This is a genomic window from Bacteroides sp. AM23-12, from assembly GCF_003434395.1.
Taxonomy (GTDB): Bacteria; Bacteroidota; Bacteroidia; order Bacteroidales; family Bacteroidaceae; genus Bacteroides; species Bacteroides thetaiotaomicron.
In genome coordinates this window covers 1-1,481 of the sequence record NZ_QTLF01000087.1, presented here as the reverse complement: position 1 = coordinate 1,481, position 1,481 = coordinate 1, and the positions used below count along the sequence as shown (strand labels likewise).

2 protein-coding genes are annotated in these 1,481 nt (G+C 48.7%); one reads left to right on the top strand and one right to left on the bottom strand.

The window, feature by feature from the left end; translation table 11 throughout:
* A partial coding sequence (locus DW640_RS23210; RefSeq protein ID WP_117579003.1) for a cation:dicarboxylate symporter family transporter occupies positions 1 to 859 on the bottom strand: 859 nt, incomplete at its 3' end.
* A 109-nt stretch (positions 860 to 968) separates the two neighbouring features.
* Here DW640_RS23210 and DW640_RS23205 point away from each other — a divergent pair.
* Positions 969 to 1,481 (top strand): NAD(P)-binding domain-containing protein (locus tag DW640_RS23205; RefSeq protein WP_233525475.1); only part of this gene is annotated, 513 nt, incomplete at its 3' end.

Here is a 1,481-nt window from a genome sequence, read left to right as displayed (position 1 = left end):
TGCTGCCGGACAGGTGAATGGTGGCGCAGAGCGGAATCACGAATCCTGCAATGTCGGCGGATACTCCGTTCTTCTTCGTCTGCTCCAGCGTCACCGGAATGGTGGCGGCGGACGATTGCGTGCCCAATGCGGTGAAATAGGCCGGCATCATCCTGCCCAACAACCGGAACGGATTCTTACGGACGAAGAGTGCCGCAATGGAATACTGAAAGACGAGCAGGAAGATATGTAACAGAAAGATAACTCCGATGATTTTGATAAAGACCATCAGAATGGCATATACTTGTCCGGAATGAGTCATATTCAGGAAAATGCCGAAGATGTAAAGCGGCAGTAAAGGCAGGATGACCGCACTGATCATGCGCACGATGATTTCCTGAAAATCCCGTGCTACACTCTTCAGAGCATCGCTGTGCAGTGCCGCCAGTCCCAATCCCAGTGTGAAGGCAAGGATCAATGCCGTCATGACATTCATCAGCGGAGGGATGGATACGGAGAAGTAGGGGAGAATGCCGTGCGCTTCGCTGACTTCTTCGAGCGGTACGCCCACTTCGATGAGCGAGGGGAACACGGTGACACCGGTGAAGTAGGACAGGAAGCCGGAGAAGAGCGTCGCGCCGTAAGCGATGAGGGCGGTGACAAGCAGCATCTTTCCTGCACCTTTGCCGATGTCGGCAATGGCTACGGTGACCAGTCCGACGATAATGAGCGGGATGGAGAAGTTAAGAAATTCACTGAAAATTCCGTTGAACGTAACGAATATTCGTACCAGCGGAGCCGGAAAAATAGTGCCAATGGCAATCCCCAAGATGATAGCAATAATGATGCGTGGCAGCAGGCCGATCTTGATTTTCTTCATTCTGATAGTTATTTGTTGACCACAAAAATAGTATTTTAATCCAAAACTAGCGAACAAATGTGCTTTTCAAGTGTTTCTTACATAAACAATATTTTAAAATATATAAGATATGGCAAATCAGAATAAAACAGATATCGGGTTGATCGGTCTGGCAGTGATGGGTGAGAACCTTGCTTTGAATATGGAAAGCAAGGGCTGGCACGTCTCTGTTTATAATCGTACCGTCCCCGGAGTGGAAGAAGGAGTAGTAGACCGCTTTATGAATGGTCGTGCTAAAGGTAAAAACATTGAAGGTTTTACAGATATAAAGGCTTTTGTGGAATCAATCGCCACCCCTCGCAAGATTATGATGATGGTACGTGCCGGCAGTCCGGTAGACGAACTGATGGATCAGCTTTTCCCTTTGCTTTCTCCCGGAGATATTCTGATTGACGGTGGTAATTCTAATTACGAAGATACCAATCGCCGTGTAAAATTAGCTGAATCGAAAGGATTCTTGTTTGTAGGAAGCGGAGTGTCGGGCGGTGAGGAAGGTGCGTTGAACGGTGCTTCCATCATGCCCGGAGGATCGGAGAAAGCGTGGCCGGAAGTGAAGCCTGTCTTGCAGAGCATCGCGGCGAAA